The following is a 20,162-nucleotide window of genomic DNA, read 5'->3' as shown; positions in this document are numbered from 1 at the left end:
CATTTGTTTCGCCAAATATGAAAAATAAAAAAATTCTTACCTTCTTTTTTTATATTCATCATGTACTAGGTGGACAAATTCTTTTTGTTTTGTCTCGGAATTTATTAATACTTCCATGTTAGTAGTAGACAAAATGAACTTTTTAATTTTTCTATTACTCCAAATTAGTCTTGTATACTTTGTATCTTCGTGTAGCTTTCGAAACCACTCGAATTCACTTAACTTTGCAATGTGATGTTTTAATTTCATATCATTTCGAGGATAAAATGTAATTATAGCCATTATTACATCAAGCAATAAACTCATCTTTTCCCCTCCTATACATATATATTTCAATGTTAAGGAAACATAGGTACAAGGTGATAAAATTGACCAATACATTCATAAAGATATTTTGTATATTGTTCTTACTATATTTTCAATCGACCTCAATTATTATGGCGAAATCTCAAACAAATGTGATAAGTGAATTTAAACAAGCTTTACTCCAAAATGATAAAAAATTAATGCGGTCATATGTAACAGAAGGGATTGAACTACCTACATTCCAAAAGGAAAAACCTATTCATGAAATTAAAATAATACCATCTCCAAAAGAAGATACTACAATTCTTATTTCCTATTTCAAAGACACTGATGATGAATTTACTATCGGTTACATTTTAGAAATAATAACAAAAAACAATAAAATATCTCAAATTAATCAAATTTACGATGGAACTAATCCTCTAATGAAAGAAGCTACTATTGTAAAAAAATATGAAATGAAGTGTAAGAAACATATACTTACTCCTACAAAATTCCCGTTCGAAATTCATGAATTTCAAGGGTACATCTATAACGATTACTTAGAACTACGATACTACAATAAAGATAGTAATGGGATTTTTAAAATCACTGTTTCACCAGTTCAACATAAATTAGATCAATATTTACATAAGGGCACTAAATTTTACATTTTAAAACATAATATAAAGGCAGTATATAATCCTCATTTTGATTTAGCATACGAACTTATCTTTCAGAAGGACGGTTTTCAATATAAAATCGCCCTTGGTAACAAACTATACATAAAAAGAAAATACAATGTTACTGATTTAATAAGAATTGCGGAATCTATGAATTAAAAAACCGATCTTTTCAATATAAGAAAGATCGGTTTTTTTATATATTTTATATAATGAGTTTTCCTCCATGATAGCAATAATACTTTACGGCTTTAAGGCTTTTAATCCTTTTTAATGACTCTTCTGCTTTTTCTATATCTAAGCAAAAATTTGGATTAGCTATTACTAATTCATTATTATCTTGAACGGCCGCATCCCCTGTAATTACACAGTCTAAGTCCGGAAAATATAATGAAATATGCCCCGAAGTATGTCCTGGCGTCGCTACTATTTGACATTTATCATTCAAAATCATTTGACCATCATATACTTTTTCATCGACGGAAATATGTCTTATATTTTTTAACTGTTGTATAAACCATTCACTAAATTCTTTCTCTTCAATTGGCATATGTTCTAACATTTCTTCAGCTTGAACTAGTCTCTCTGATTTTATTTCACCATTAATGTAGTTGGATTCTATTTCACTAGCAATAACATGAAGTTGAGGATATTTCACTTTGAAATCGTATAAAGACCCTATATGATCATCATCATAATGAGTAATAATTATATTTTTTAAGTTTTTCATCTCATATCCATGTTTTAAAATTTCATTTTCAATTAAAGGTAAAAAATTTTTATAACCTGTATCTACTAAAGTTAATTCATTGTTTAATACAATTAAGCTCGGATAAATCCATTGTTTTCGCCCGTTACATTCAAATTCAATTGGTAATTCTATTATCTTCATTTCCCTTCCCCCATACCGTTTATTAAATGTTTAATAATAACTGCATCATCCACATACATTTTACTATACATATCACGAATTGAAGTATGGGCTTCTTTAGTTTCTGTACAAAATTCAAACTTGGTCTCACTTCCCATTAACAGATTTCCGACAAGCTTCTCGATTAAATCCGTCTGGGTATCTTATTGCTAATTTAGATATATTCATTTGAGCGATGTCATCTAACGTATATTCCACCTCATGAGCCGTGATAGAGATTATAGTACATAATGTCACCCAATTCTAAAGCTAACCTATAAGTATTGCCGTTCTCTTCTCCTAAACAATGAACCGGATCAAATCCATGCCCATGGAAAATAGCCTTTCTTACAATATCAGCAACCTCACCATTTTTGACTACATAAATTTTATTATCCATACTATGTAATGAAACACTGTAGGTCGTTGCATCATAAACATTATATTATTTTGAACAGGTAATTTCCTATTCTTATGGAATTATAAATTAAGAAACAAAAATAAAATGGATTATTCCCTCACTTCTTTGTCCATCCTTTTAAAAAATATATGTTTTTGTAAAAGGAGTGTTTATATGGAGAAACAGACGCTTTGGAAAAAATTCAAAAAAAGCTCCGCAAACCTTGGAAAATCCAGCGTATATGAAAGTATTATTTTATTTTACACAATGAAAAAGAAAACGTTACCTATTAAAGCAAAACTCATAATATTAGCTGCTTTATCCTATTACGTATTAACAATCGATTTCATTCCAGATATAGCTGCTATTATCGGTATTGGCTTATTAGATGATGTTTTAGCAATTGCTGTAGCGCATAAATACGTTATGAGGCATGCAGACGCTGAAATTCGTGAAAAGAGTAAAATTAAAATGGAGTCCTTGTTTACTTCAGCACACATTTAACGAAGAAAGATAGGCTCTCACTTGTCTTTGTTCACTACTTATCCATCTTCTATAGCTTTTAATCCAATGATTTGAACAGTGTTAAAACAGAAAAAAGAACTAAAATAATCTTTAGTTCTTTTTTTATCAAATCAATTTATTTTTGAAAAATCTTTAAAAAGAGCCTATTTTAGTGTACCAACTAATACAGGCTCTTTTCTAATTCAAATTTGCAAAATCCGCATCATTTTACGCTATACTTTGTTACTTCAACAACATTTCTCTTTCATCGCTTTCATCATAGACATAGTTGTCTTCATCATTTCATCACATTCGTTCATTTTTACCATCATTGCCTTATCCATTTCTACATCCATTTGCATCATGTTATTCATCATCATTTTCATACACTTCATTTCACACATCATTTTTTCCATAGACATCATCATGTTTGTTGTTTCTACCATCATAGTTTTTTCCATATTAACATCCCCCTAGAATTTTTATGTTACAAGTATAAAAATTCCTTTTTGTTTTTCTAAAACCTTCTTAGTTTACCTCATACAAATATTTATCAATATTTTTCCCTCTCTATTGATTATTGATTCGCTTTATTTATTGTCACGCTGAAAACGTACATATAATAAAAAGCATCTTATTTTAGATGCTTTTTATTATATGATTGACACTATGAGCCCATTTATTTCGTGAACATAGGTTAAATCTATTATTTTTCATAAAATTCATGAATCTGACTATAACGTATTATAGTTTTATTCATATACTGTAGTAGATTACTAGAAAGGAGGCGTATATATGGAAAGTTGTATTGTGTTCGTAAACGGCCAACCTTTTTTAGTACTCACAGTTGCTGGCATCGAAATTGCTAGATTGGAAATTACTCTTCAAGTAGCACTAGCTTTGAGAGTTCTCGGTATTCCAATCTGTGAGTAGTCCATTTAAGTAAGTTTAAAAGAGGGCTTTCGCTCTCTTTTAGACTGTTGTCAATACATGTACTTCTATTCGCTTAGCAAGTGTAAATTATAACTTTATAAAATTTATATATAATGATTTACGCTAAAAGGACTTTCTGTAACATACACCTGCAAACAATTCAACATCCTCTTCCTATCACGTTCTTTATAATGATTTAAACATGCAATTTGGATCCAATTATTTTTTTGCAAATAAGATGACTCATAATGAACAATGTATCCTTGCAATGCTAATGCATCGCCTACTGCTTTAGAAGAATACCCTTCATTTAACTGAATGGTGAGTATAATTTGCGCGGTGTGCTCTTTAGGTGAAACAAGCTTTAAACCCATATTAGTAATAGCTTCTTCCATATAAGCATATGTCTCTTTTATTTTTACAAACGCCGTTTCATCCTCAAATTTCTTCAATGCTTCTTGCAGTGCGTAAATTAAATTCCATGAATGAGAATATGGAATACTGTCATTCATTTCATACATACCAATGTCCATATACGCAGGTATTGCTTCGTTTTTCTCTATATTGTGATTATGAAAAACGAAAGATAGTCCTGTAAATGATTTAATCGCTTTCCCGCTAACGCCACTTGCAAAATATACATCCTTCAAATCTATCGGTATTGCTCCAATTGAACTAATACAATCTACACATAGTTTCATATGATATTTTTTACAAAAAACATTTAGCTCGTCCAAATTATTTAACATTCCAGTTGATGTTTCATGATGAACAAACCAAAGCCATTCATAATTTCCACTTACAATTATTTTTTCTAATTCGATTTGTTTAAACGGCTCTCCCATTTGTTTTTTATACGTATCAAAATTTAAATGTGCTCGTTTTGCCTGCTCAATTAATCTATTACCAAACTCTCCATTCGCTAAAACTAACCCTTTACCTTTTAAAGAACGTATCTGTAAAGCAATCGCATCATTCGCTAACGTCCCTGTTCCTAACATAATTTGTACATGTTTTGCTTTTGTCATTTGAAGTAATCGTTTCTTTACATTGTCCATTGTCACTTGAAATGACTTAGAACGATGCGAAATAGGCTTAGTAGAAAACGCCTTTTGAACATTCTCTTCCATGTCTACTGGACCAGGTAAAAACGTAAATTCTTTCGTCATAATACCTCCAACACTCGATTCTTCGAACATAGTAGGTGTAACATACATTGGCTGAAAAGCTGCTTCTTCTGTTCCAACTAACGTATGGAAAGATTTGAACCCCATATGCTCATATAAAGGCAGCTCACGTGTTGTAGCTGAAATGAGTGCCAATTCATATCCATTTAGAAGCAAATAACGATGTAAAAAGCGAATTAATCCTAACAACGCTCTACCATTTCTATATTCACGTTCTACTGAAAGCAAACGAATTTCATATACGTTTTCACCATGTTTGTTTAAATATACATCTAAATTTGAGATTTTATTATGTAATGAGAATGGGCGTTTTCCTCTTACCGCGACCATACCTACTAACTTCTCACCGTCTAAACAAATTAAATATGTATTTTCTTCATGAAATCGATCTATACGAAAACGTTCCTCCGTTTCTTCATGTTGCGGAATTTCTTCTACAAATGTTTTATAGTTCAATTTATGTATACTTTCAAATTCCCAAGCTTGATCAGCAATTTTATAAATTATCCCCATGTCCTATCCCCTTTCTCTCTACTTATTGCTCGTTGTTTAATTCATAAAAATTATAAGTGGAGATACCCCCACTTATAAAGTGAAACTTTAATCAGTGAGGGTTTTGTTCATCCTCCACTGATTATTAGCCTTCACCAATCGGGCTTTTACGGGCAGCCCGCCCCCCACCTAACTTCTTTGCTTCCGCTGAATTTTGAGGTGGGGGTCTTACTGCCCGGCAAATAGCGGGATAAAAGGTTCACTTTATTCTCGATTTACATATAAAATAAGCACAATAATAAGTACACTTAATATAGTCGTACCAATAGAGTAAGAATAAAAAACCATACAAATTGGTAAACAAGCAATTGTAATTAACCCTGGCTTTGTAAATCCTTTAAATATTAAATAAAAAACAATAAAAATACCTATGAGGGTAAGCGCTATCAAATAATCAAATGCGATGAGTCCTCCGATAAATGTCGAAATTCCCTTTCCGCCCTTACCTTTAAACAACATTGGGTAAATATGTCCAATAATAACGGTCAATAATGTTAACATTACGAATGTAGCATCTTCAAAAAGATATTTTGCTATACAAACTACAATTGCACCTTTAATCGCATCACCTAAAAATGTAGCGACGAAATACCATTTTCCATATACACGCCCCATATTTCTTGCGCCAGGATTTCCGCTTCCTTCATCCCTAATATCAACGTTATGTCTCAACTTTGTTACTATATAAGCGGTCAAGATGTTACCAAATAAATAAGAAGCCACCAAATACAAAAACTGCATACTATTAATCATGTAATCATTCACTTTCTACATGGGAATACATATACACTATTCAATTACTACGTATATTGTACATTTTTCAATCTACATCCCTTTGTACATTTTAACATCATATTTTTACAAATCATACAAAAATTCTCATTTATCTATTTACACTTTAAAATATACATCCTTCATTAAATAATATGTTCCTTTCACTGCCATTTCTGATTGTGATACAAATGTAAGTTCTTCAATCCTTTCCTCACAGCACTTCTTAAATACATCATATATTTCAGGAACTAAACGTAATATGCTACCACTTACTGCAATTGGAGTTGAAAACTTACATTGCATCTTATTATAAACATCTACTGTAATTCTCGCTAATTCCTTACCAGCTTGCATCATAATTTCATGTGCACCCTCATTCCCATTTCTCGCTTCCTGAATAACTAATGGTGCGATTGCTGCAACTTTATCTTTTGAAGAAGTATATACTAGGCTTTTTATATGAGACGGTGTCAAAAGTTGAAACTGCCTTTGAATATTCAAGCTTAATGGACAAAGGCTAACTCCTTGATCGAATTGTAATGCCATTTTCTTTAAAGCTTGTAATGCAATCCAATATCCGCTTCCTTCATCCCCTAAAATATGTCCCCATCCACCGCTATACTCGTATACTGTCCCTTTCTTTCCTAGGCAAATCGCACCTGTACCGCCAATTGTTAAAATTCCTTCCTTCCCTTTTAAAGCAGCTGCATGTGCAATCATTGCGTCATTAAAAACTTCAATTTGTGTTCCGTACTTCTTTTTTAGACGTATTGTTAATTCATTTGTATTTGCTCCACTTATACCTGCTAATCCTAAACAAATACAAACGCAATGCTCATTTATTAAACGTTCCCAACATTGATTAATCGCATCTATAATATGTGTGAGTGCATTCTCATAATTTATTACTATATTTCCAAATCCACTCGTACCTCTCGCAAGCTCATTTCCGTCTTGATCAAATGCAATTGCTTCTGTCTTCGTCCCCCCACCATCTACTCCAATCATATACTTCATTTACTTGCCCTACTTTCATCTTCTAGTCGTATGGAAAGTTATATTCCCTAAAACAACCGGTTCCTTAGCACCTGTAGCACTCGGCACATTACTCGGATTACGATGGTACGTTTCGTTTGCTAAAACTGCAAATGCGATTGCTTCTTTCGCCGCTGAAGAATACCCAATATCTTCTTGAATACATATTCTGCATCTTTCTTCTCTTAATTTATTCTGTATCATTTCGACAAGTGTGTCATTATAGCTTCCGCCTCCACCTAGAACTACCTCATCAATTTCATACAATGGAAAAATAAACTCCTTATAATGATGAACAATTGAACTTGCTGTAAACATCGTGACAGTCGTCAATATACTTTCTTTACTATACTTTTCAAATCGCTTTAATAATTCACTCACAAACTCTTTTCCAAATTGTTCTCTACCTGTTGATTTTGGTGGTTTCATTTTTAAGAATGGATGGTTCATACAGTATGTTAATATTTCATCTACAACTACCCCCTGTTTTGCAATTTCACCCTTTCGATCATATGGTAAATGAAATAATCTTTGACACAATTCATCAATTACCATATTTCCTGGACCAGTATCAAAAGCAATAACACTTTTATTACTTCGTTTACTTGGTATGACTGTAACATTACCAATCCCACCAATATTTTGCAGTATCCTATTTTTAGTTCGATGCTGGTATAAAATAATCTCTGAATATGGTACAAGTGGTGCGCCTTGTCCTCCTGCTGCCATATCCATCGTTCGAAAATTAGAGATTACTGTTGTTTCCGTTTCATATGCTATAACTGCTGGTTCTCCAATTTGTAATGTCGAAGAAATAAAATTGCCTTCTTGCTTGGGCTGATGATAAATCGTTTGTCCGTGAGAACCTATTAAATCTAATCGCTCCAATGACCAATTAGCCTTTTTACAAATTTCCTTTACAGCATTAGCAAAACATAAACCAAGCTTAAAGTTCAAACTGCATATCAATTGAACATTAGATGTATCATTTGATAAAGCCTGCTGTATCTCATTTTTTATATCCTTACAAAACGGAACAGTAATAAAATGAATGAGTTCAACTTTAGAATCTACACCGTTTCCTTCAATATGAACGAGCGCTACATCTATTCCGTCTAACGATGTACCAGACATTATCCCTGCAATATACATACTATGCATGCCCCCCATTCACTAAAAAACAATTATGTAAGTAAACAACGTACAACCTACAGAAAACAATATAAATCTAATAAACAACTGGCCTTTCGATACAAAGGTGCCATCAATGAAAGAAACAACGATCGTAAGCAAAACACTTGCCGCAATACTTGTAACGAGCCATATACTATGCATTTGTGATAGATTTAGCATTCTTAATACAGGTACTAAGAGTAAATTTGCACATATTACTCCAAACAATAATATAAATACACCTTTATAACTAAATTTTATATTCATTCCTTTACACCTTCTCTCAGTTTAATACGAAAGAAGTGATAGACAAAAAGTCTATCACTCAAAATAACCGTATAAAGTTTAAGGACTAACAGATTCCCCGTCACCATTCTTTTCAATTTCAAGCATATTTTTGTCATACATTTTAAAGAATGGTAGGTAAATAAGAAATGATATTGCTATATTTATAAAAACTAATACTACTGCGCGCCAATCCCCACCTGTGGCTAAATACGCGCCAATTGGAGCTGGTAATGTCCACGGCGGCATAATATGTGTTGGCGTTACAAATCCCATCGCAGTTGCTGAGTATGCAACAGTTGCTGTTACGAGTGGTGTAATGATAAACGGGATAATTAAAATTGGATTTAGTACAATCGGTAATCCGAAAATAACAGGTTCATTAATATTAAAAATACCAGGAACAATACAAGTTCTTGATAATGCTTTCGAATATTTTGATCGACCAAATACAATCATAGCTAATACAAGCCCTAACGTCGCACCAGAACCGCCAATCCATATAAACCATTGATATAACGGCTCTGGTGATATGAATGGCAACTGATCTGCTCCACTGGCAACTGCTTCACCATTTTTCCCTAAGTAAACTTCCCATAATGGCCGAGCAACAGTTCCAACAACCGACACACCATGGATTCCGAATGACCAAAAAAATGTAATTAAAAACACTGGAATGATTACACCGAAGTAACTATCACCAGCTTTTACTAATGGTGCTGCTAATTTATCAACAACGTGGTGTAAATCAATGCTAAAAACGACAGTTACTAGACTCATTATAATAATAACGAATGCAGCAGGTATAAGTGCTTCAAATGAACGTGATACAGATGGCGGTACTTGTTCTGGCATTTTAATCATTACATTTTTCGTCTTACAAAACCTTAATATCTCTACGGATAAAATAGAAACAATCATCGTCACAAATAATCCATGACCTCCGAGATTTGTCATCGGAAGCATAAATCCTTTTTTATCAATTAATTCAGGGGTTAACGTTAATAGCAGTGAACATACCGCAAGCTGTGCTCCTGATAAAGCATCTAGCTTATAACTTTTTGCTAAATTATATCCTATTCCAAATGCTATATATAAAGACATAATAAACATCGTTAACCGATATGGTATTAATATACTTGTTTGATTTTTCAATGCCCATACTGATATGAAACTATCTTTCGGTAATGGTGGAAATGCTACTATTAAAAAGAAACTCCCTACGATAATAAATGGTAACGCCGAAATAACTCCATCACGGATTGCTTGTAAATGCCTCTGTTCAGAAAGCCTTGCCATCGGTCCAGATAAGTTTTTATCAAGAAACGTGACAAACTTATTCATAACGCTTCCCCCTAACTAATTAATTCATTTACAGTTTTCAACAAAGTCGGTCCACCAAGCGGTGTGTATGCTTGCGGTGGAATAATACCGCACGGAATGGATTCCTCTTCTGCAAATTTTTTTACAGAGGCAAATCGGTGTCTTATTTGAGGTGCAACCATTACAACATCCCAACCATTCTTTACTTCTTCCTCTACCTCATTCGTTCCAATTGCATGCACTTCCATGCTCACACCTTTTTTCTCCGCTTCTTTTTTTAAAGCGTTTACAACAATTGCGCTGGACATTCCTCCAGAACAAACGAATAAAACTTTCATTATTGAAGCCTCCTATACTTATAAATTATTTCCTTCAAATGAAAGAAAGTTTCACTTTACTAACAAGCATATGAAGACATGAAACGATTTAGTTATACTGAAAGTAAATTTCACTAAAAATATTTTTCCTATTAAATTAATGTTTCAATATTTATTTTTCTCAATTGCAAGGCCAACCTCACATCATATATTATTTTAAATAATCGTATAATAGGGAGGCGTATAAATGATTATGAAACGTTTATTAATGATGTGTTGTATCATCATCTTGTTTACTCCTTTCTCTTTCATTTCCCCTCACTCTACCTATGCTGAGGTAAATACTACTTACAAAAAGCATGAATTACGCGCTGTATGGATAGCATCTGTTCTTAATATTGATTGGCCCTCAAAAACTGGCTTACCTATCGAAAAGCAGAAACAAGAATTTATAAAATTATTAGACGATGTAAAAAACACTGGTATGAATGCAGTCGTTGTACAAATAAAACCAACCGCTGATGCTTTTTATCCTTCAAATTACGGTCCTTGGTCTGAATACATTACAGGTTCACAAGGAAAAGACCCTGGATACGACCCGCTCGCATTTATGATTGAAGAAGCACATAAAAGAAATATAGAATTCCACGCATGGATTAATCCATACCGAATAACGATGAATCACACTGATATAAATCGACTATCAGAAAATCACCCTGCAAGACAACATCCCGATTGGGTTGTACCTTACGGCGGGAAGCTATATTACAACCCTGGTATTCCAGAAGTGAAAAACTTTATAACAGAAGGCGCTTTAGAAATCGTAAAAAATTATGATGTTGATGCAATTCATATGGACGATTATTTTTATCCTTATAAAGTAGTTGGCGAAGAATTTCCTGATCAAAAAACATTTGAATTATATAATAACGGAAATTTTTCAACTATCGAAGATTGGCGTCGCAATAATGTAAATGAACTCGTAAAAGGTTTAAATACTGCTATAAAACAAGAAAAATCATACGTAAAGTTTGGCATTAGTCCGTTCGGCGTATGGCGAAATATAGCTGACGATCCAACTGGCTCTAATACAACCGCAGGTCAAAGAAACTACGATGATCTTTATGCTGACACACGTGAGTGGATACAAAAAGGGTACATTGATTACATTACACCGCAAATATATTGGAATATCGGTTTCACACCTGCTGCATATGACATATTAGTAGATTGGTGGGTAAAAGAAACAAATAACAAACCGATTCACCTTTACATCGGTCAAGCGGCTTATAAAATTAATAACAACTCTGTCCCTGCTTGGTCTAATCCAGAAGAATATCCGAAACAAATCGCATTAAACCATCAATATCCACAAATAAAAGGTAGTATGCATTTCAGTTTAAAAGATATAAATAACAATCCACTTGGAATAAAAGATAGACTCTCCAAAGACATATATATACATCCTGCATTAATCCCGCCCATGCCTTGGCTTGATCATGATCCACCAAAACAACCTACTTTAAAAGGTGCCATTCCAAGAGATGACGGTATTGCTGTAGGAATAATTGACAATAGAGATAATGACTCTGCTTATTACGCCATTTACCGTGTGAATGGAAAAAATGAAGTGGATATACACAACCCAAAACATTTACTTACCACTGTAAGAAAAACAAAACTTGGAGAAATTTACGTAGATAAAACGACTATTTCTGGAGAAACGTATACGTATGTGGTAACTGCAGTTGATCGATTGCATAACGAAAGTGTTGCTTCTAGTTATACTACCGTTAAGGCAAAATAAAATCTCAAAAAAACGCCTTAAAGCTGTGAAACACTTAGCTTTTAAGGCGCTTTTTCTATTTATTCTTAAACTTCTCAGTCGCTGCTCTCATCTTCACATTCAAATCATGATCAATGGAGTCCCGAATATCACGCTCTACTACTTCCATTTCTTTTTTGAAATTTTGCAAGTAGACTTTTAACTCTTCTTCTTTTTCTGGTCGTTGTGACGGAGGTAATTGCACCACTAAAGATAACATCGCAGTTAAATCTTTCATTAAGAACGTTTCAAGTTTATGTTGTTGTTCAAACATACGCTGCTCTTGATAATACGGCAATGCATTTAATACTGAAATTGTAATATCATCAACTGTTCTTTGTAATGAAGGATTTATCGAGCGTTTATACGTTTGAATTGTATTCAATGCATCTGGATATCGATCATAAAAATACAATTTATAAAACGATAGGTCTGACGGTTTTACAGTTTGCTGCGTTTCTTGTCTTAAGAAATCTTTCACTTTCATCGCGGCCACATCGATATCTTCATTTGTAAGCTTTTTCGTTGTTTTTGCCATTACATGCACTTTTTTCTGTTTTTCTTTCGGTAACATTGAAAATACTTGCTCTCTCGTACGTTGACTTGATGTACAGAAAAGAGTATTCAATGTATGTTGTTCTTTCTTTCCTTCTGTACGAATCCATCGATAAAAGAGTGGATGTTGCGTAAACTCTTGTAAAAACGGTGTCGATTTATTCGATAACTTTTCTATAGAATCTTGCGCCCTCTTATATGGTTTCGTCCATGAAAAATACAGTTTACGTCCGAAATATACTACTAAAACAACGACAGTAAATGCGATTAAAAGTAATGTACCTAATAGTACTAATACTGTTTGAATGAAACTCATTTTTTCACCTCCTCTAATAATCTGTTATTTCCTTGGACGTTGAATGAGTTTCTGCTTCATCTCATCATTAAATGTGTCTAATTCAATGACAAATTTCTTACTAGACTCAATAATACGTTCTGACGATTTCTCAGAAGCTTCAATCGCTGCGAATACATTTTGGAATGATTCACGTAATTTATCCATGCTAATAGCAGGATTTTCAAGCAACTTTGTTGTTTCTTCTGTATTTTGTTTCAATGCTTGAGAGTTACTTAATACCATTGATTCAATTGCTTCATTTGTCGCATTAACAGCATCAATTGTTTTACGTTGATTCGTTAATGCTAGCTGAATAGCAGCTGAAACTGTTACAACGTTTTGCGTCATCGTAATTGCATTACGAATTGCCTCTGTTAACTTTTCATTATTTTTCTTGATGATATCTACAGATGCAATCGATTGTAATAGTACACTTTTCGCTTGCTGCATATTACGTGTACGTACAAGTATCTTTTCTAATGCATCGTTTATTAATGGAATATCTCTTTGACGCTCTGGGTTTTGCTTCTCAGCTTCAAGCATCCCAGCAAGTTTTTTCCCTAAGTATACTTGTTTATCAAGAGCATGAATTTTATCATGCGATTGCTCTTTTAACATTTCAAGGCCAACCGTATCTTCTTGCAAATTGTCACGGCCAATTAGAAGGGATCTAATAATCTCCTCGATTTGCTTATCTATAGATTGGTATTTATGCACATATGTTTCAAGTGGATTTTTTTTGAATACTTTAAACATTATTTTCTTCATACCACTTGCTTTTAATGAATTCGGATCAAGCTCTGATACCACTTTTCGTAACTCTAACAATGTATTTGGAATTTCTTCATTTTTCCCATTCATCATCGCTGTTACAGGACGTTTTAACGCCGATAACGTTTGTCCTGCTGCTTGTTGCTCTTTATCCCCTAAATCTCCTAGCTGAGACAATACTTTTGATAAATCTGTATTTTGCTCGCTATTTAACTTTTGTACATAAAGATCAGCTTCTTTATTCAATTCATCAAGTTCTTCATCTTTTATAACTGTATCAACTACTACTCCTACATTATTATCTTTCACAATTGATACGGGTTCTTTTTTCTCGAGTTCAGTCAACAAAATCGCTCCTTTATTTATATGTGCGAATTTATATGCACTATTTTTCATTTCATTTATCGTATTTCATGTACAATCAGTCTGTTTGAAATCGATTTTTCAAGAAATATCTGCTTATGCAGTCATTCCCTGTTTCTTAGTATAAGTATACCTGTTATCCACATTATTTTCCTCAGACTTAAGACCTAGAGAAGAACATGCTGAAGGCGGATTCTTCGTATGTTATCTATATAATTTACATTCTTTCTGTCATGCTGTAGTCAATCTTTTGACATTTGCCGGCTTTCAATGTGATAATTATATTACGTTCACTTCTATTTATTTTTGCGCGCTACAAATGCTCCCTTTTGAAACGCTAATAACACCGTTTCAAACACATCATCCTCTTCAATCATTTTTATGAAATCAGCTAATTCACTCGCATGGGAAGTTGCATTATCAATAACAAGAAATCCTTTTGGTTGTAAAATACGTTTTATATGCTCAAGCCACCACATGTATTGTGTACGCTCTGAATCTAGGAAAATAAAATCAAATGAATAATCGAGTTGCGAATCTAAAAATGCCCCTGCTTCTTGATTATGAACATCAATTCTTTGTAATAGGTTTGCCTTTTCAAAATTTACAAGCGCCTCTCCCACTCGTTCTGAAGAAAGCTCTACCGTTGTTACATTTCCATTTGTTTCTTCTACCGCATTCGCTAACCACAATGTAGAATAACCATTAGAAGTTCCAATTTCTAAAATTTTTTTTGCATTACACCCTTTTACTAAAACTGATAAAAATTGCCCCATTTCACGAGAAACATTCCGTAATTTTTCTTCCCGTGTTTTTTTATTCTGATCATGCTCTTCTCCATATTGTTCAAGTTGAAATAATAATGAATTTAACGTATCCATTCTTTTCATCGCCTTTCCAAGCAATATGATGAAAAAGCTCTTGCTGCCCGTCTACTTTTCATTATATGCGAAACGAAAACCTTTTTCCCGTTATATGACAAAAATTTATAATTTTTTATAGCATATTGTTTCGTTTTTTGGTAAAGTTAATTTCTACGTGCAATTATTCCATTCTTATTATTTCATATTAAAATTGCAGTTATTAAATTATATAAACCCCATTTAAATGAATCGGTATTTCAAATTCAATTAAGCGCCCTTTTTGGACGCATTTTCTTTTGTTTATATATTTTTCGAAGAAAGGATGCTTACAATGAACGTGATTAGCTTAGATGCTGCAAGAAAGCGAAAGCAGCATAAAAAATTAATGATTACAATACCGATTATTACACGTATTTATGAAGAAGACGGGGAAATTAAATTTGAGGTAGCCGGTGAAAAAGATGTACCTCTTGAAATGTTAGAAAAGTAATAAAATAAAGACGCATTTCTGTTGAAATGCGTCTTTATTTTATATTTTCACATTTAAATGCATAAGTTTTTCAGGATTAACCATCATATAAATGTTTGAAATTTTCTCATTCTCAAATGAAAATGAAAGTACATAAGTCACTTTATTATTTATAGTAACAATAACTCCTGGTGCACCATTTACCATTTTAAAATTAACATTGTACTCTGCCGGGAACTTTTTCGCAATTCCAAAAAATAAACGTATAATTCTATCTGCAGAATAAATCGGATGAATTGCAGTTGTCACTTTACCGCCACCATCTGCTTTGAATATCGCATCTGTTTTTAATACTTCTAACATGCCTTCCGCATCCCCACACTGTAATGATGATACAAACTTTTCAACATAAGCAGCCATTTTCTTCGTACTTAATTTTGATTGCTTCGGTTTATCCAAAATACTTTTTCGTGCCCGTTGAAAGATCTTCCTACAGTTCACACTACTCTTATCAACAATTGAAGCTATTTCTTCGTATTCATAACTGAAAACCTCTCTTAATATGAAAACAATCCTTTCCACTTCAGACAGTTGTTGTAAAAGTAATAAATATGCTGTGGAAAGGGATTCTTTTATTACAAATGACTCTGATGGCTCATCACTCTCTTCTACAAGTGGCTCTGGTAACCACATCCCCACGTACACGTTACGTTTATGCGCTGCCGAACGTAATTTATCGATTGAACGATTTGTCGCCATCTTACACAAATATGCTTTCATATTTTCGATAGACTGTATATCCTCTATATTATCAAGCGAGATAAATACATCCTGAACGATATCCTCAGCATCCATAACACTCCCAAGGATTCTATATGCTAACGAAAATAATAATGGCTGATATGCTTCATATAATTGCTCCGTTTCCATGATGAACACCTTCACTTTCTAATTGCTTTAAAATGTGTAACGCTGCACGTTTTCCGCTTGCTACTGCAGCATCAGCTAATAATTCATCCTGCCCAGTCCAATCACCTGCAACGTAAACACCTGGCATTTCAGGGATATTAGGACCTGGAGTTTCAACTCGTTCAATATGAGGAAAATCATATGCTACTGTTATTTTCGGTAAATATTGCTGCGCAACAACTTCTCTTTTCCAATTTGGATGTAACAACTCCATCGCACTTTCTAACTGTTCTTTATCTTCATGAATATGATTCATCTCTAGCACAGGATTATGGTACTTAATTAGACTCACTGCAATGGATCCATCTTCACTTAATTTAGCTGCTCTTGATTGATTCGTGAAAAATATAGGTTGATCTAACCCTAATGCAAATTGATGTGTAGGATTGGGTAATCGTCTCAAACCAATATCTAATGCAGCAGCGGTAACCAGTACCGATTGTTCACTCCATCTATGCAAACTTGTTCCTTCTGTCCCTTTTATTATTTTACAAGCCTCTTTCGGTGGAGTCGTCACGATGACTGTACCTACTTCAAATACCTCATCGTCAAAACAATGTATTCTTTGTTTATCTTCATCATGCTCTATTTCCAAAACATGCTTTTTAGCCAAAAATTGCACCCCGACATTATTGGCTATATCTCTTAATTTTGTTATAATCGTCTCCCAACCACCATCTACATAAAGTACACCTTCTTTCATAGATAGTTGTATTTGCTTTAGTACTGAAGAAGCTAATTGTATTGTAGGAGCAAACGTATATGTTGTTGTTCGGCATAGGGCATAAAATATATTGCGAACCATTGGATCTTTTATTTCATTTTCCGCCCATGCAGTTAGGCTCATTTTTGGAACTTCTCCTACATCTAAATTCCCTAAACGAATCATAAAACGTGAGAATTGTACTTTTGCAGACCACGAAAGTAGTGGCGTTGATAAAATAGAGCGAAAATCTGTTGGGATAGTGAATATATCCCCTTTCCATATTCCATGTGCTTTTGTAGTTGGTATTCCACCCGGAAGATTCATACCGAGCTCATTAAAAGTTAAAAATGCTGCTCCTCCTCTATATAAGGCATGTGCACCAAGATTCATGCAGATCCCATTTTTATTTATAGTCATCCCTCGACCACCAAATCGACTGGACTTTTCTAATACAATCACTTTCTTTCCAGCTTTCGCTAAATATATAGATGCTGTTAATCCAGCAAGCCCACCACCAACAATTGCTACATCAAATTTCTTCATAATAAAATCCCTCCTTATCGTTCTACATACAAGACGAACGATTAAGGAGGGATGTGACATGAAAATACATTTTTATTTATCTACTTACTTTCATTATTTTTTATTCGGTCATATTGCATTCGAAATAACTCAATTGCAAATGGAATATCCTCTTCACTCTTTATATAATAACTTATCCATCCTGATTCAGGTAATATGTGATGTGCTTTCACTAATCCTTGGTTTACTAATTCATCTCGCTTTAACTTCGGAAACGGTAAATCAACTAATTTATCACCATGAAGATGACCAAGTTCCTTCTTACCATAATTTATTTCAATACCACCAAATCGATGCGGTTTTTCAGAAACACCCGTCCAGCTGAGCACTTCATTTCTAATCATTTCACTAAATGACATAAACATTCACTCCTTATAAATGATTGATGTAATTTAAAATTAACATTTTCATTACTTTTTTCCATCAATCAAAAGTATGAATGAGAATACGAATATAGTTTAATCTCAACACCTTTATTTTTTACATATTTAAAACAATTTTAAACGGGATTTATTCTATTGAAATAAGTTATGAACTCAGCCCCATTTACTCTGCCTACTCACAACTACAAGAATCTCAAAACGTATCATGTATCACCACTACAAGTATGCTAGATTGCTATAAAACCCTTGGAATGATTCATCAATTATACAAACCAACTATAAACGATTTCGAAGACAATATAGCACTTGAAAATAGCCATTTTAATAACAATTTATTAACTACAGATCCGATCGCTTTCCACAATCTAGTATCGTATGAACTATTTGAAAATATCATAACGGCTTATACTTCAGATTTACAACCCATTTATTTACCAGATGGTGCTACAATTATTGATTCTACTTTCTCTGCATTTCCAAGACTTTCACATAACATGAAACAAGCAAAAGTAAATGGCATACCTGTTCCACTTAAAACAAAGGTATCTCATTTTGACGTCATATAAATCCATTTTGGTTTAAAACAAAACTTGGCATTATTGTGGCTAAATTACGCCTATACCGCTAAAGCACAATTAATTATTCAGCAATAACCTATCTTAAATACAAGACCAATTCCTTTCTAAAAGGCATTGGTCTTTTCATATAACGTAACCATTAAAATATACTTTAATATTTTTACTCCTTACCTAACATCACGAATTCCGCCTTTCGTTCGTTCACCCTAATTTTTATCCATATTAACGTTATGAGAAATAAGAAGTACAGGCTATATTCTTTATAAAATAAGTGAATGTATTACGATACAAACAAATGCACATAACTAACACTAGGCACATATCCTAAATTTGTATCCATACTTTCCAATAGAAAGGCAGGTAATACAATTGACTTCCAATATTGACTACACCTCTCCTTCAACCAATTTCACTCATGATGTAAGTAAAAGTAATTTTTTTAAGAAAGATACCCAAAACTATATAAACGTACTTGGCATAAAACAATTAAATACTTTAGAAAACACTTCTTTACTAGATATTTATTTAAGTACAGGCAATGTTGTAGAACCACATATTCATCAAAATGCAGCTGAACTTGTTTACTGCATTTCAGGATCTGCTGTTGTTTCTTTACTTAATCCATTTACAAATCAAATATTAAACTTACCGATTAAACCAGGGCAAGTTGCCAACATTCCACAAGCATGGTGGCATTACGAGATCGCTTCAGCGGATAATACTCATTTATTAGCTATTTTCGATGCCCCAACCCCAGAAGTTATTTTTGGTTCTGATATTTTAAGATTAACTCCAGCCAATATGATGGCTCATACTTATTGCCTCAATGAACAACAATGGAAACAAGCGGTATCCCCTATTCAATCTACTACAGTAATTGGTCCTCCAGCAAACTGTAATCAGAACCGCGGAACTCAGCCTCCTAATCCACAACAAAATTTATATTACCAAGATTCATATTATTTCCCTCTTTACTGGGGATATTAATTTATCTCATTAAAAAACAATTATTTATCTCCTTGGAAAATACCTAGGAGATTTTTTATCGTAACAATTAATAGAGTACATACATATAATAGTTATATATTTAATTGGAGGTGATAGTACTATGAGTAATTATAACTATCGAAAAAACTACTCTCATAATAAAAATAGTAGTTCATCCACATCCTCTCAGTCTTCGAATTCTCAATCTTCCAATTCCCAATCACAAAGAGATTTAGCCGAGCAAGGCTATGTAAAGAAAAAAGGATGTAACTGCAATAAAAATAAATAAGATCTTTTTTAGCTATACAAAAAGGAATACTCTTAAAAAGAGTATTCCTTTTCAGAGTGTTGGGAAACCCTTTAGGGTTCCCAACATTCTGCAATCCTTTTTAATTTTAGTAAATGAAAACAAT

22 protein-coding genes and 2 pseudogenes are annotated in these 20,162 nt (G+C 33.2%); 7 read left to right on the top strand and 17 right to left on the bottom strand.

Features of this window, described 5'->3' with window-relative positions:
- Window positions 1-36: 36 nt before the first annotated feature.
- The gene (locus tag JDS98_RS00115; protein WP_087968946.1) at window positions 37-306 is read right to left on the bottom strand and encodes a hypothetical protein; all 270 of its coding nucleotides are present in this window, start codon (window positions 304-306) and stop codon (window positions 37-39) included.
- Window positions 307-368: 62 nt separating this feature from the next.
- Between JDS98_RS00115 and JDS98_RS00110 the strand changes: the two genes are divergently transcribed.
- Window positions 369-1,127: a hypothetical protein gene (locus JDS98_RS00110; RefSeq protein WP_140158435.1), complete on the top strand. Its 759-nt coding sequence runs from the start codon at window positions 369-371 to the stop codon at window positions 1,125-1,127.
- Window positions 1,128-1,173: 46 nt separating this feature from the next.
- Here the strand turns inward: JDS98_RS00110 and JDS98_RS00105 are convergent, their stop codons facing one another.
- Complete coding sequence (locus tag JDS98_RS00105; protein ID WP_087968944.1) at window positions 1,174-1,860, bottom strand: MBL fold metallo-hydrolase; 687 nt, start codon at window positions 1,858-1,860, stop codon at window positions 1,174-1,176.
- Window positions 1,861-1,986: 126 nt separating this feature from the next.
- A pseudogene (locus tag JDS98_RS30035) lies at window positions 1,987-2,248 on the bottom strand (MazG nucleotide pyrophosphohydrolase domain-containing protein); the annotation flags it as partial.
- Between the two features lie 204 nt (window positions 2,249-2,452).
- On the opposite strand from JDS98_RS30035, the gene JDS98_RS00100 reads away from it, so the two are divergent.
- Window positions 2,453-2,782: a YkvA family protein gene (locus JDS98_RS00100; RefSeq protein ID WP_087968943.1), complete on the top strand. Its 330-nt coding sequence runs from the start codon at window positions 2,453-2,455 to the stop codon at window positions 2,780-2,782.
- Window positions 2,783-3,030: 248 nt separating this feature from the next.
- Here the strand turns inward: JDS98_RS00100 and JDS98_RS00095 are convergent, their stop codons facing one another.
- On the bottom strand, window positions 3,031-3,243 hold the full coding sequence (locus JDS98_RS00095) for a hypothetical protein (RefSeq protein ID WP_000416118.1): 213 nt from the start codon (window positions 3,241-3,243) through the stop codon (window positions 3,031-3,033).
- A 334-nt stretch (window positions 3,244-3,577) separates the two neighbouring features.
- Here JDS98_RS00095 and JDS98_RS00090 point away from each other — a divergent pair, with 334 nt between their 5' ends.
- Window positions 3,578-3,715 carry a DUF3956 domain-containing protein gene (locus tag JDS98_RS00090; protein WP_000443202.1) on the top strand — a complete coding sequence of 46 codons (138 nt, stop codon included), beginning with the start codon at window positions 3,578-3,580 and terminating at the stop codon, window positions 3,713-3,715.
- Window positions 3,716-3,819: 104 nt separating this feature from the next.
- Here JDS98_RS00090 and JDS98_RS00085 read toward each other — a convergent pair whose 3' ends face one another.
- The 7 genes from JDS98_RS00085 to JDS98_RS00055 form a co-directional block, all read right to left on the bottom strand.
- A complete protein-coding gene (locus JDS98_RS00085) occupies window positions 3,820-5,415 on the bottom strand; it encodes an aminotransferase class V-fold PLP-dependent enzyme (RefSeq protein WP_098711217.1) in 1,596 nt (531 codons plus the stop codon).
- 243 nt (window positions 5,416-5,658) lie between these two features.
- Window positions 5,659-6,207 carry a glycerol-3-phosphate 1-O-acyltransferase PlsY gene (gene plsY / locus JDS98_RS00080; RefSeq protein ID WP_000610841.1) on the bottom strand — a complete coding sequence of 183 codons (549 nt, stop codon included), beginning with the start codon at window positions 6,205-6,207 and terminating at the stop codon, window positions 5,659-5,661.
- A 138-nt stretch (window positions 6,208-6,345) separates the two neighbouring features.
- Complete coding sequence (locus JDS98_RS00075) at window positions 6,346-7,245, bottom strand: BadF/BadG/BcrA/BcrD ATPase family protein (protein ID WP_087968941.1); 900 nt, start codon at window positions 7,243-7,245, stop codon at window positions 6,346-6,348.
- Between the two features lie 15 nt (window positions 7,246-7,260).
- Complete coding sequence (gene anmK, locus JDS98_RS00070; RefSeq protein ID WP_087968940.1) at window positions 7,261-8,415, bottom strand: anhydro-N-acetylmuramic acid kinase AnmK; 1,155 nt, start codon at window positions 8,413-8,415, stop codon at window positions 7,261-7,263.
- A 21-nt stretch (window positions 8,416-8,436) separates the two neighbouring features.
- Window positions 8,437-8,703, bottom strand: a complete 267-nt coding sequence (locus JDS98_RS00065) for a hypothetical protein (protein ID WP_087968939.1) — start codon at window positions 8,701-8,703, stop codon at window positions 8,437-8,439.
- 78 nt (window positions 8,704-8,781) lie between these two features.
- The gene (locus JDS98_RS00060) at window positions 8,782-10,065 is read right to left on the bottom strand and encodes a PTS sugar transporter subunit IIC (RefSeq protein WP_098711216.1); all 1,284 of its coding nucleotides are present in this window, start codon (window positions 10,063-10,065) and stop codon (window positions 8,782-8,784) included.
- Window positions 10,066-10,076: 11 nt separating this feature from the next.
- Entirely contained in the window at window positions 10,077-10,382 is a 306-nt protein-coding gene (locus tag JDS98_RS00055; protein WP_087968937.1) for a PTS sugar transporter subunit IIB, read from the bottom strand.
- Window positions 10,383-10,608: 226 nt separating this feature from the next.
- Here JDS98_RS00055 and JDS98_RS00050 point away from each other — a divergent pair, with 226 nt between their 5' ends.
- Entirely contained in the window at window positions 10,609-12,168 is a 1,560-nt protein-coding gene (locus JDS98_RS00050; protein WP_087968936.1) for a glycoside hydrolase family 10-like protein, read from the top strand.
- A gap of 55 nt (window positions 12,169-12,223) precedes the next feature.
- Here the strand turns inward: JDS98_RS00050 and JDS98_RS00045 are convergent, their stop codons facing one another.
- The 3 genes from JDS98_RS00045 to JDS98_RS00035 all read right to left on the bottom strand — a co-directional run bounded on the left by JDS98_RS00045 (window position 12,224) and on the right by JDS98_RS00035 (window position 15,102).
- Complete coding sequence (locus JDS98_RS00045; protein WP_000008388.1) at window positions 12,224-13,057, bottom strand: DUF3974 domain-containing protein; 834 nt, start codon at window positions 13,055-13,057, stop codon at window positions 12,224-12,226.
- A 24-nt stretch (window positions 13,058-13,081) separates the two neighbouring features.
- Window positions 13,082-14,194 (bottom strand): toxic anion resistance protein, encoded by a 1,113-nt coding sequence (locus JDS98_RS00040; RefSeq protein WP_000137414.1) that lies wholly within the window; start codon window positions 14,192-14,194, stop codon window positions 13,082-13,084.
- Window positions 14,195-14,508: 314 nt separating this feature from the next.
- Window positions 14,509-15,102, bottom strand: a complete 594-nt coding sequence (locus tag JDS98_RS00035; protein WP_033663278.1) for an O-methyltransferase — start codon at window positions 15,100-15,102, stop codon at window positions 14,509-14,511.
- A 304-nt stretch (window positions 15,103-15,406) separates the two neighbouring features.
- Here JDS98_RS00035 and JDS98_RS00030 point away from each other — a divergent pair, with 304 nt between their 5' ends.
- Window positions 15,407-15,565, top strand: a complete 159-nt coding sequence (locus JDS98_RS00030; RefSeq protein WP_001100984.1) for a hypothetical protein — start codon at window positions 15,407-15,409, stop codon at window positions 15,563-15,565.
- Between the two features lie 39 nt (window positions 15,566-15,604).
- Here JDS98_RS00030 and JDS98_RS00025 read toward each other — a convergent pair whose 3' ends face one another.
- The 3 genes from JDS98_RS00025 to JDS98_RS00015 form a co-directional block, all read right to left on the bottom strand.
- Complete coding sequence (locus JDS98_RS00025) at window positions 15,605-16,474, bottom strand: sigma-70 family RNA polymerase sigma factor (RefSeq protein WP_087968935.1); 870 nt, start codon at window positions 16,472-16,474, stop codon at window positions 15,605-15,607.
- Window positions 16,452-17,762 carry a phytoene desaturase family protein gene (locus JDS98_RS00020; RefSeq protein ID WP_087968934.1) on the bottom strand — a complete coding sequence of 437 codons (1,311 nt, stop codon included), beginning with the start codon at window positions 17,760-17,762 and terminating at the stop codon, window positions 16,452-16,454. The genes JDS98_RS00025 and JDS98_RS00020 overlap by 23 nt, the downstream gene beginning before the upstream one ends.
- 80 nt (window positions 17,763-17,842) lie before the next feature.
- Window positions 17,843-18,160: a luciferase domain-containing protein gene (locus JDS98_RS00015; RefSeq protein WP_000010331.1), complete on the bottom strand. Its 318-nt coding sequence runs from the start codon at window positions 18,158-18,160 to the stop codon at window positions 17,843-17,845.
- A 155-nt stretch (window positions 18,161-18,315) separates the two neighbouring features.
- On the opposite strand from JDS98_RS00015, the pseudogene JDS98_RS00010 reads away from it, so the two are divergent.
- Together JDS98_RS00010 and JDS98_RS00005 are read left to right on the top strand one after the other, a co-directional pair.
- A pseudogene (locus JDS98_RS00010) lies at window positions 18,316-18,837 on the top strand (TGS domain-containing protein); the annotation flags it as partial.
- Between the two features lie 294 nt (window positions 18,838-19,131).
- The gene (locus JDS98_RS00005) at window positions 19,132-19,749 is read left to right on the top strand and encodes a cupin domain-containing protein (RefSeq protein ID WP_199633412.1); all 618 of its coding nucleotides are present in this window, start codon (window positions 19,132-19,134) and stop codon (window positions 19,747-19,749) included.
- The last annotated feature ends 413 nt before the right edge of the window (window positions 19,750-20,162 follow it).

The sequence above is a fragment of the Bacillus cereus group sp. N11 genome (genome assembly GCF_016483605.1).
Taxonomy (GTDB): domain Bacteria; phylum Bacillota; class Bacilli; order Bacillales; family Bacillaceae_G; genus Bacillus_A; species Bacillus_A toyonensis.
This window is presented reverse-complemented; position numbering and strand designations above follow the sequence as displayed.

Bases quoted from the DNA above. Each gene is read 5' to 3' on its own strand.
- JDS98_RS00100 (WP_087968943.1), top strand. From the start codon at position 2,453: ATGGAGAAACAGACGCTTTGGAAAAAATTCAAAAAAAGCTCCGCAAAC.
- anmK (WP_087968940.1), bottom strand. From the start codon at position 8,415: ATGTATATTGCAGGGATAATGTCTGGTACATCGTTAGACGGAATAGAT.
- JDS98_RS00060 (WP_098711216.1), bottom strand. From the start codon at position 10,065: ATGAATAAGTTTGTCACGTTTCTTGATAAAAACTTATCTGGACCGATG.
- JDS98_RS00095 (WP_000416118.1), bottom strand. From the start codon at position 3,243: ATGGAAAAAACTATGATGGTAGAAACAACAAACATGATGATGTCTATG.
- JDS98_RS00075 (WP_087968941.1), bottom strand. From the start codon at position 7,245: ATGAAGTATATGATTGGAGTAGATGGTGGGGGGACGAAGACAGAAGCA.
- JDS98_RS00045 (WP_000008388.1), bottom strand. From the start codon at position 13,057: ATGAGTTTCATTCAAACAGTATTAGTACTATTAGGTACATTACTTTTA.
- JDS98_RS00055 (WP_087968937.1), bottom strand. From the start codon at position 10,382: ATGAAAGTTTTATTCGTTTGTTCTGGAGGAATGTCCAGCGCAATTGTT.
- JDS98_RS00050 (WP_087968936.1), top strand. From the start codon at position 10,609: ATGATTATGAAACGTTTATTAATGATGTGTTGTATCATCATCTTGTTT.
- plsY (WP_000610841.1), bottom strand. From the start codon at position 6,207: ATGATTAATAGTATGCAGTTTTTGTATTTGGTGGCTTCTTATTTATTT.
- JDS98_RS00115 (WP_087968946.1), bottom strand. From the start codon at position 306: ATGAGTTTATTGCTTGATGTAATAATGGCTATAATTACATTTTATCCT.
- JDS98_RS00030 (WP_001100984.1), top strand. From the start codon at position 15,407: ATGAACGTGATTAGCTTAGATGCTGCAAGAAAGCGAAAGCAGCATAAA.
- JDS98_RS00090 (WP_000443202.1), top strand. From the start codon at position 3,578: ATGGAAAGTTGTATTGTGTTCGTAAACGGCCAACCTTTTTTAGTACTC.
- JDS98_RS00025 (WP_087968935.1), bottom strand. From the start codon at position 16,474: ATGGAAACGGAGCAATTATATGAAGCATATCAGCCATTATTATTTTCG.
- JDS98_RS00085 (WP_098711217.1), bottom strand. From the start codon at position 5,415: ATGGGGATAATTTATAAAATTGCTGATCAAGCTTGGGAATTTGAAAGT.
- JDS98_RS00035 (WP_033663278.1), bottom strand. From the start codon at position 15,102: ATGAAAAGAATGGATACGTTAAATTCATTATTATTTCAACTTGAACAA.
- JDS98_RS00105 (WP_087968944.1), bottom strand. From the start codon at position 1,860: ATGAAGATAATAGAATTACCAATTGAATTTGAATGTAACGGGCGAAAA.
- JDS98_RS00065 (WP_087968939.1), bottom strand. From the start codon at position 8,703: ATGAATATAAAATTTAGTTATAAAGGTGTATTTATATTATTGTTTGGA.
- JDS98_RS00020 (WP_087968934.1), bottom strand. From the start codon at position 17,762: ATGAAGAAATTTGATGTAGCAATTGTTGGTGGTGGGCTTGCTGGATTA.
- JDS98_RS00015 (WP_000010331.1), bottom strand. From the start codon at position 18,160: ATGTCATTTAGTGAAATGATTAGAAATGAAGTGCTCAGCTGGACGGGT.